Origin of the sequence: Phenylobacterium sp. (assembly GCF_024508875.1) — a bacterium.
GTDB lineage: Bacteria > Pseudomonadota > Alphaproteobacteria > Caulobacterales > Caulobacteraceae > Phenylobacterium.
The window spans coordinates 1-9,222 of record NZ_JANINU010000072.1 but is presented as its reverse complement, the minus strand read 5'-3'; the positions used below and the strand labels follow the sequence as shown (position 1 = coordinate 9,222).

General features: G+C 71.0%; 9 protein-coding genes. 1 reads left to right on the top strand and 8 read right to left on the bottom strand.

The genetic code is table 11. The annotated features are described in order from the left end of the window. The coding region (locus Q0L11_RS06775) for a thioredoxin domain-containing protein (protein WP_296596233.1) at positions 1-343 on the bottom strand (343 nt) is incomplete at its 3' end. A gap of 117 nt (positions 344-460) precedes the next feature. Further along, positions 461-1,000, bottom strand: coding sequence for a DUF721 domain-containing protein (locus Q0L11_RS06770; protein ID WP_296596232.1), 540 nt, complete (start codon positions 998-1,000; stop codon positions 461-463). An 82-nt stretch (positions 1,001-1,082) separates the two neighbouring features. On the opposite strand from Q0L11_RS06770, the gene mutY reads away from it, so the two are divergent. Beyond that, positions 1,083-2,129 carry an A/G-specific adenine glycosylase gene (gene mutY, locus Q0L11_RS06765; protein ID WP_296596230.1) on the top strand — a complete coding sequence of 349 codons (1,047 nt, stop codon included), beginning with the start codon at positions 1,083-1,085 and terminating at the stop codon, positions 2,127-2,129. Here the strand turns inward: mutY and Q0L11_RS06760 are convergent. The 6 genes from Q0L11_RS06760 to Q0L11_RS06735 form a co-directional block, all read right to left on the bottom strand. After that, complete coding sequence (locus Q0L11_RS06760) at positions 2,126-3,286, bottom strand: MFS transporter (RefSeq protein ID WP_296596229.1); 1,161 nt, start codon at positions 3,284-3,286, stop codon at positions 2,126-2,128. The genes mutY and Q0L11_RS06760 overlap by 4 nt on opposite strands. 143 nt (positions 3,287-3,429) lie before the next feature. Then, positions 3,430-4,509, bottom strand: a complete 1,080-nt coding sequence (locus Q0L11_RS06755; RefSeq protein ID WP_296596227.1) for a site-specific DNA-methyltransferase — start codon at positions 4,507-4,509, stop codon at positions 3,430-3,432. An 82-nt stretch (positions 4,510-4,591) separates the two neighbouring features. Further along, positions 4,592-6,841 (bottom strand): MHYT domain-containing protein, encoded by a 2,250-nt coding sequence (locus Q0L11_RS06750; protein ID WP_296596226.1) that lies wholly within the window; start codon positions 6,839-6,841, stop codon positions 4,592-4,594. A gap of 100 nt (positions 6,842-6,941) precedes the next feature. Next, on the bottom strand, positions 6,942-8,000 hold the full coding sequence (locus Q0L11_RS06745) for a DUF2332 family protein (protein ID WP_296596225.1): 1,059 nt from the start codon (positions 7,998-8,000) through the stop codon (positions 6,942-6,944). 172 nt (positions 8,001-8,172) lie between these two features. Continuing rightward, entirely contained in the window at positions 8,173-8,835 is a 663-nt protein-coding gene (locus tag Q0L11_RS06740; RefSeq protein ID WP_296596224.1) for a ribonuclease HII, read from the bottom strand. Positions 8,836-8,837: 2 nt separating this feature from the next. Then, positions 8,838-9,146 carry a hypothetical protein gene (locus tag Q0L11_RS06735; RefSeq protein ID WP_296596223.1) on the bottom strand — a complete coding sequence of 103 codons (309 nt, stop codon included), beginning with the start codon at positions 9,144-9,146 and terminating at the stop codon, positions 8,838-8,840. Positions 9,147-9,222 lie beyond the last annotated feature (76 nt).

Here is a 9,222-nt window from a genome sequence, read left to right as displayed (position 1 = left end):
CGATGACGCTGAAGTACTTGTCCTTGCCGGCGCAGCGGGCCACCAGCACGCCGGCGGCGGCCACGGCTTCGGGCGGAGTCAGGAACTCGTGGTAGGTCCACTTCACCTTCCCGGTGTCGATGTATTTGGCTTTGAAGGCCGGGAAGACTTCCAGCGCGAAGCGGCCGCAGTGGCTGCAGGTGGTCGAGGCGTATTCATCGATGGTGACCGGCGCGTCGGCCTTGCCCATCGTCATGGCGTCTTCGGTGTTTGCGCCGCCACCGGCCTTGTTGCAGCTCGCGAGCGCCAGCGCCGCGCCCGCGGCGGCGGCGACCATCAGGAGACGGCGGCTGAGGATCGACATCGATGACCTTCCAGAGGATCTGAACAAAGGATTAAAGCGCGATTCCCGCGCGCCCCAAGCAGCCCTCGCTCCGAGAGCCCCGGCGGCACTTGCCGATGCGACCGCGGCGGTTGTGTGTCAACCTTGGCCGTTGCGTTTCAGCACCCCGCGGCCGAGGGCCAGCAGGGCGTCCTTGAGCCGGCCGTCGGGCGCGCTGGCCAGCCCCTGGGCCAGCTTCGCTTCCGCGGCCGCGTCCAGCGGCGCGGCGCGCCGACGGGGCGGCGGCTCGGGCGCGCGCTGCAACGGTCCCTGCACGATGCGCAGCTTCTGGACCGCGTCCGCCCCAAGGAAGACGTTCACGCGGGCCAGGATCTCGCGCGCCTGGTGCTGGATGATCGCCGCGGCCGGCCCGGCCACGCGGATCTCCAGCGTCGAGGCCGCCCCGGCCCGCCCGCGGGTCAGCTTCACCGGCTCCGTCCGCTTGGCGATTTCCGGCCCCACTACCTCGCGCCAGCGGGCGGTCAGCGCGCCCGCGCCCTGCCCGAAGCGGCCGTCCATGTCCTTGAGATAGCTTTTCAGCGCCCGCCCGGCGGGCGGCGCATGCCGATGCGGCGGCCGCGTGCGCTTGCTCGCCAAGATGCGCAGCGCCTCGTCGCGTGTGGGAAGCTGGCGGGCCATGCCGTCTTAATAGCCGTCATACTGGCCGGCGCGAAGCACGGAGCCCGCTGCGCGCGTCGCGCGATGACGATATGTGGGACACGTGAACCCCGACTCCCTCCGCGCTCAACTCCTCGCCTGGTACGACGCAGGCGCCCGCGACCTGCCCTGGCGCGTGGGCCCGGCCGACCATGCCGCCGGCGTGCGCGCCGATCCCTACCGCGTTTGGCTGTCCGAGGTGATGCTGCAGCAGACCACCGTGCCGCACGCCACGCCCTATTTCCTGAAGTTCACCGCCCGCTGGCCCGCGGTCGTCGACCTCGCGAACGAGGACGACGGCGAGGTGATGGCCGCCTGGGCCGGCCTCGGCTACTACGCCCGCGCCCGCAACCTGCTGGCCTGCGCACGCGCGGTGGCCCGGGACCATTGCGGCGTCTTCCCCGATACGGAGGAGGGCTTGCGCTCCCTCCCAGGCCTCGGCCCGTACACCGCCGCGGCGGTGGGCGCGATCGCCTTCGACCTGCCCACCAACGTCGTCGACGGCAACGTCGAGCGGGTGATGGCCCGGCTGTTTGCCGTCGAGCAGCCCCTGCCGGACGGCAAGCCCGAACTGAAGCGCCTCGCCGCCACCCTCGTCCGCGACGAGCGCCCCGGCGACTGGGCCCAGGCGCTGATGGACCTGGGGGCCACCGTCTGCCGGCCCAAGGGGCCGCTCTGCGACCGCTGCCCCATCGCCGACCACTGCGCCGGCCTCGCAACGGGCGCGCCCGAGACCTATCCCCGCAAGACCAAGAAGGCCGCCCTGCCCCATCGCCACGGCGTGGCCTACGTCCTGACCCGCGGCGACGAGGTGGCGCTGGTCCGGCGCCCGCCGAAGGGCCTGCTTGGCGGCATGCTGGCGCTGCCCACCAGCGAGTGGCGCACCGAGCGCTGGAGCGATGAGGAGGCCGCCCGCGCCGCGCCCGCCGACGCCGACTGGCGAGGTGTCGGCGAGGTGGAGCACGGTTTCACCCATTTCACCCTGACCCTGCGCCTGCTGCGGGCCGAGGGCGATGCGGAGGACGTCATCTGGAGCCCCCGCCGCGACCTCGACGCCCTGCCCAGCGTCTTCCTGAAGGCGGCGCGGGCGGGCCTTACGAACCTGCTCTAGGCGACGGCCTTCGGGTTCCGAGGGAACACGAAGGCGAGGGTGACCAGCGCGACCACCGACGCCGAGAGCGCCGTGGCCGGGATCGCCGGGACGCCGAAGCTGGCCAGCGCCGCGCCGCCCATGGTCGCGCCCATCGCCTGGCCCATCGCGAAGACCGAACCGTTCAGCGCCAGCGCCACCGGCGCGCCGCCCGTCATCTGGATCAGCCGGGACTGGGTGACGGGCGAGATCGAGAAAAGCGCGGTGGCCGCCAGGAACACCGCCGCAAGCACCAGCCCGTCGATAGCGAAGCCTTGCGGCAACAGATGGTGGGTCGCCGACAGGTGCAGAGTCATCGCCACCGCCTGCAGGGCGATGCACTGCAGCACCCAGGCCTTTCCGGCGCCCCGGTCGGCGGCGCGTCCGCCAAGCCAGAGGCCCATGGCCGCCCCGAAGCCGATCATCGACTGGAACACCGCCACGCCGGCGCCGGTGATCCCCGTGCCGACCCGCACGATGGGGGCGATGTACAGGTTCAGCGTCATGTTGGCGGCGAAGGTTAGGAAGCTGGTGAGGTAGAGCGGCCAGATGGCCGAAAGATCCAGCCTGCCGCCCTCCCGCTTGGGTGGGGCGGGCACGCTGGGCAGGAAGATCGCAACCGCCGCCAGGGCGACGGCGGCCAGGACGGCGGCCACCACGAAGGTCGCCCGCCACCCGAACATCGCTCCCGCCACGCTGCCGATCGGGATCCCGATGACGAAGGCCAGCGTCATGCCCCCCGACACCATGGCCAGGGCCGAGCCCCGCCGCTCGGGCGGCACGAGGGAGGCGGCCGCGACGCTGGCCGCCGGCCCGGACATGGCGCCCGCCACCCCGGCCAGCGCTCGCACCACCAGCAGGGTCTCGAAGTTGGGCGCCAGGGCACAGGCCAGGTGCAGGATCAGCCCGATCACCAGCCCCAGGATCACCACCAGCCGCCGGTCGAGCCGGCCCATCGCCCAGGCCACGACCGGCCCCAGTACGGCCGAGGTCAGGACGTAGGCCGTCTGCAACTGGCCCGCGACGGCGGTGGAGACGCCCAGGTCGGCCGCCATCGTCTCCAGCATGCCGGCGAAGATGAACGCGGCCGACCCGAAGGCGAACGTGCACAGCGTCAGGACATAGATGCGCGGGTTCATCGCCGCCGCCCGCCCATCGCACATTCCCCCGTCAAACGCTCGTTTGGATCAGGTTGGCCGAAGAACCGGTACGGGGTCCAGTGCGAAGTTCCTCCCCTGCGAGTCGGCGGAGGGGGACCACGTGGTGGAGGGGGCGCTGGGACTTAGGCCGGCATCTGCGCCCGGACCTTCGCCCGCAGCACGTCGATGGGCGCCAGCCCCTTGTCGGTCTTGAAGTGCCAATAGGTCCAGCCGTTGCAGGCCGGCGCCGACTGCACCATCGCGCCCACCTTGTGGATCGAACCCGAGAGGTCGCCCACCACAAGGCTGCCGTCGGCCCGCACCTTGGCGGCGTTCTTGCCGCGCGGGCAGTACAGCACGTCGCCCGCCCGCAGCAGGCCGGCTTCCACCAGGCTGCCGAACGGCACCCGCGGCTCGGCGCGCTTGGAGCCGGTGACCGCCATCTCGTCGGCCGTGGCCGGGATCACCCGGAAGATTCGCTGCTCGGCGATCTTGGCGTATTCGGTCTCGCGCTCGATGCCGATGAACTTGCGGCCCAGCCGCCGCGCCACCGCGCCGGTCGTGCCAGTGCCGAAGAACGGGTCCAGGATGATGTCGCCCGGCTTGGTGGACGACATGATCACCCGGTGCAGCAGCGCCTCGGGCTTTTGAGTCGGATGAGCCTTGTCGCCCTTGTCGTCCTTCAGCCGCTCGTCGCCGGTGCACAGCGGCAGCGTCCAGTCCGAGCGCATCTGCAGCTCGTCGTTCGCCATCTTCATGGCGTCGTAGTTGAAGGTATAGCGCCGCCCGCCCCGGCTCTTGGCCGCCCAGATCAGGGTCTCGTGGGCGTTGGTGAACCGCGTGCCCTTGAAGTTCGGCATCGGGTTGGACTTGCGCCAGACGATGTCGTTCAGGATCCAGAAGCCCAGGTCCTGCAGCACCGCGCCCACGCGGAAAATGTTGTGGTAGCTGCCGATCACCCACAGCGCGCCGTCGTCCTTCAGCACGCGCTTGCACTCGGCCATCCAGGCCTTGGTGAAGGTGTCGTAGGCCTCGAAGCTCTCGAACTGGTCCCACTCGTCGTCGACGGCGTCGACCTTCGAGTTGTCCGGCCGCAGCAGGTCGCCCCCGAGCTGGAGGTTGTAGGGCGGATCGGCGAACACTAGGTCGACCGACCTGTCGGGTAGCTTCCTCAGCTCCTCCAGGCAATCGCCGTTCAGAATGGCGTCAACCGGCAGCCCCATGGCCCAACCTCACGAAACAGAAGGCTGAATCCTCGGCGGACATGGTGAACAGGCCGTTGACGGCCCGCGGTCAACGAAAAAACTAGGCCGCCAGCGCCGCGTTGACGTGGGGTTCCAGGGCGCCCAGCAGCAGCGGGACCGAGACCGGCTTGTCCAGGTGACCGTCCGCGCCGGCCGCCCGGCCCGCGTCCACATGTTCCTGCAGGCCGTTGGCCGAGACGATCAGGATGGGCATCCGCGCCCGCCCCGTCTCGACTTCCCAGGCCCGGATCCGGCGCGTGGCCTCCAGCCCGTCCATCACCGGCATCTGGATGTCCATCAGCACGGCGTCGAAGCCGCCGGCGCCCACCGCGTCCAGCGCCTCGGCGCCATTCTCCGCCTCACCGTGCTCGATGCCGACCGCGTCGAGGATCAGGGCCAGCACCTGGCGGTTCACGTCGTTGTCGTCCACGACCAGCACCCGGAAGTGGCGGTCCGCCACCGCCTGGCCGACCGGCGCCGCGCTCTCGTTGTCCGCCTCCGCGAGCGCCGGCAGGTCGAGGGTGAAGCTGAAGCTCGCGCCTCGGCCCGGCGCGCTGGAGCAGTCCAGCGTCCCGCCCATCAGCGCCACGTAATCGCGGCAGATCGCCAGGCCCAGGCCCGCGCCGCCGTGACGGCGGGTCGAGCTGCCGTCGGCCTGCCGGAACGCGCCCAGCAGGTCGGCCTTCGCCGCAGCGTCGAACCCGACGCCGGTGTCGCGCACCTCGAAGGTCACGCGATCCCCCTCGCGTCGCAGGGCGACCACGGCCTCCCCGGTCTCTGTGAACTTGACCGCATTGCTGAGCAGGTTGCCCAGCACCTGGCGCAGCCGCATGCCGTCGCAGTTTACGACGGCGCCCGCGTCCGGCGCCATGTCGAGCCGCAGCCCCAGCCCCTTCTGCTCGGCTTGCGGGGCATAGAGCGCGACCACCGCCTCGGCGACGTCGCGCAGCGCCGTCGGCTCGGGCCGCAGCTCCGCCATTCCCGCCTCGGCCTGCGCCAGGTCCAGAAGATCGCTGAACAGCACGTTGAGCAGGTCGCCCGACGCTTTGATCACGCCCACCAGCTCCTGCTGCTTCGGCGACAGGCCGCTCGCGGCCAGCACCTCGGCCACGCCCAGCACGCCGTTCAGAGGCGTCCGGATCTCATGGCTCATATTGGCCAGGAACTCGCTCTTCGCCCGGTTTGCCGTCTCGGCCGCGTCGCGCGCCTCGGCGAGGATGCGGGCCGCCTCCATCTGCTCGGTGATGTCGCTCATCTTCGAGACGCCGCCGCCATCCTGGGTCGCGAACGACTGGTGACGGATCCAGCGGCCGTCCGGCAGTTTCAGCTCGAGCCCGGGGGCGCGACCCTTGTCGAAGTAGGTGGCGCCTGGCTCGAACTCCGTCTGCACCTCCCAGCCGGCGGCGAAGATCTTGGCCACGATGTCCTGGCGTCGCAGGCCCGCGACCATCTCCACGCCGGCCGAAGCCATCAGCGCGCCATAGGCCTTGTTCCACGACAGCACCCGGCCCTCGGGGTCGTAGAACGCCAGGCCCGACGTCACCGCGTCGAGGGCGTCGGCCAAGCCCGACATGGTCGAGCGGCGGCCCACCCCCTGCATCCAGTTGAGACCCAGCGTCGCCAGCAGGATCAGCGCCACCAGCACCACCGTCGCCAACGCCAGGGTGTCGCGCCCGGCCAGTTGGGCGGGCAACGCCAGGGTCGGATCGGGCGCGAGGTCCACGGCGGTCATGGCCGTGAAGTGCAGGCCGACGATCGCCAGCAGAAGGCAGCCCGCCGGCGCCGCCACGGCCCACGCCCGCGGGCTGCGGGCGCGGACGACGAACGCCGCCGATGTGCCCAGCACGCCGACCGCGATGGCGGCCACCACGTACGCGAGGTCCCATTCCACCCGCGCCTGGAGCCGCCAGGCGGCGACGCCGGTGAAGTGCATCAGGGCGATGGCCAGGCCGGCCAGCCCCCCGCCGGTCACCACGGTGGACGGGCGGTCGCGAACGACCGGCAAGGCGAAGCCCACGCCCATCCCCAGCACGGCGATCAGCCAGGAGGCCGCGGTGGTCCACGGTTCGTAGCCGAAGGCCAGGTGCGGCTCGTAGGCCAGCATCGCGATGAAGTGGGTGGCCCAGACGCCCGAGCCGGCGACCAGGCCGGTCAGGCCCGCCCAGGCCCAGCGCAGCGTCGAGCCGGCCGCCTGCAGACTGCGCAGGTGGAAGGCGAAGGTCGCCACGCACGCCGTCGCGCAGACGAGCGCCGCCACAGCGACGAGCCGCGGGTCATGATCGACGACGATGCAGGTGAGGACGGAAAACATCGGGGCCAGGTACTGTCGAGCTGGAACCTCTAGAGCCAAGGCATTAACAATGATTGGCCGGTCGCCCGCTTTCCCGTGAAAAACCAACTCGCAAGCTGTTTCAGCCCAGCCAGCGGATCCACGCCCCGTGGGGATGGGCGTGCGCCAGAACCCTCTCTGCGCCGCTTGGCCACAGGGTCAGCCGCACCTCGATCAGCGCCATGTCGTCGGGCGCGGGCTCGAACCGCAGCCATGCGAACGGCGCCTCGGCCGTCGCCCGCGCGCCGAGATCGGCGATCGCCGACGCGAGCCCCGCCTGGGTCGCGGCCGGCAGATAGTGCCAGAATACCGAATGGTACAGCACGGTCGCCGCGCCGGGCCGTGGCGCGACATGCGCTCGCGTCCAGTCAAGGGCGTCGGCCGCGTCCACCCGCACGCCGCTCGCCAGCGCCAGGTCGATGGCGCGCCGGCTGCGCTCCACGCGCTCGAACTGGTCGGGCCAGATGCAGGCCAGCAGGCGGCGGCGCTGGACGGGATCGGTGAGTTCGGTGGGCCGCCGGTCGCATGCGCCTCGCTCGACCACGTCCACGGCCGGCAGCGGCGGCGCCCCGCCCTCCCAGTCGCCGTCGATCGTCACGGGCGACGCCGGGTCGCCCCACGCCACGGCGCCCATGTCGTACCGGAACCGGTCCCAGAACTGGTTCAGGCCGGCGCTGGCCCCGATCTCGAAGCAGCGGAGCGGCAGCCTGGCCTCGGCCGCTACGGTCAGGAAGCCGCCCAGCAGGCCGCCCGCCCGGCGCACCTCGTTGGTCTGCGGCTCGTGGTCCAGGAACGCCGACAGCATCGCCGTGTGCGGCCCGATGGCCGCCCGCGCCGCCGCCCAAGCCCTGTCCACAGCCCAGGCGACGCCCGGCCGCGGCCAGGCCGCCGTCAGCGCCGGATCTTCGCCGCCCATTGCCAGGTGGTTGAACGTGTTGGCGATCCGGATCGGCACGGCGTCGTCGAACAGGGCTTTCAGCCCAGCATCCGACCACCGCGCAAACAGGCGCACGGTCGGCCCGCCGGCCTCGAGGTCGGCGGCGATCCGGTCCAGCAGGGCGCCGTTGAATGGCGAGCCGAACCGCTCGCACGCGCGGGCTTGGATATGGCAGGCCCTGACCAGGTCGGGATTGACGCTCATGCCCCCAATGCGCGGCGGCGCGCGGCCAGCGTCAATCTTGATTCAATGGGTCAATTTCAGCCCCGCCACCCAACCCGCTCGTCATGGCCGGGCTCGACCCGGCCATCCAGACGGCGTCGACCTCGGTAGGGATCGCCGGGTCGAGCCCGGCGATGACGAACGGAACGGATAGTCACCCGAACGGCAGTTCGTCCTGCAAGTCGCCCTCGATCCGGGGGTCCTTGCCCATCAGCACCAGCTTCACCGGCCGCCAGGCCCGGCGGTGGATCTCGCACGGGCCCAGACTCACCAAGGCCTCGATGTGGGTCGGCGCATTGTAGCCCTTGTGGCTGGCGAAACCGTAGCCGGGATAGACCGCGTCCATCTCCATCATCAGCCGGTCGCGCGCCACCTTCGCCAGGATCGAGGCCGCGGCGATCGATTTCGACTTGCCGTCGCCGCCCACCACCGTCTTCACCTCGCACGGCAGCTTGAACCGGTAGTTCCCGTCCACCAGGGCATAGGTCGGCTGCACCGCCATGGCCTCGATGGCCCGGCACATCGCCAGCCCGGTGGCGTGCAGGATGTTGAGCTCGAAGATCTCCTCGACGCTGGCCATGCCCACGCCCCAGGCCACCGCCTTGTCCTTGATCTCCAGCTCCAGCGCCTCGCGCGCCTTGGCCGTCAGCTTCTTGGAGTCGTCGAGCCCCTTCGGGATCTTGCGCGGATTGTCCGACAGGATCACCGCCGCCGCGGAGACCGGCCCGGCCCACGGCCCTCGCCCGGCCTCGTCCACGCCGCAGACGGGCCCGCCGACGAAGGCCTTTTCCAGCAGGAGGGTGGGGCCTTTGGGCATGGCTAGGCGTCGAATCCCACGCGCACGGCGCGTCGCGTCGCCTTGCTGATATCGACCCAGCCGCCACCGTCCAGCACGCTGGCGTCCGCCGGCCTGAAGTGGACCCGCCAGGAATGGCCAGCATCAGAAACACCGACGTTCATCTGGTCCACCGACCACTTCTCGCGCGCCAGCCGCTTCGCTGCGATGGCCACGAGCTCCTGCTCCGTCGGCCCGGACCGGGCCGCCAGCCTGCCGCCGTCGAAAGCGCCATACATGTGGTCACAGGCGCCCAGCGTCAGGGCCATCGCGAGGAGCAGGCCGATCCTCATCGCACGAGCCCCTTCACCTGGTCGTGGCGGAAGCAGCAGGTGAAGTGGTCGTTGACCATCCCCACGGCCTGCATCC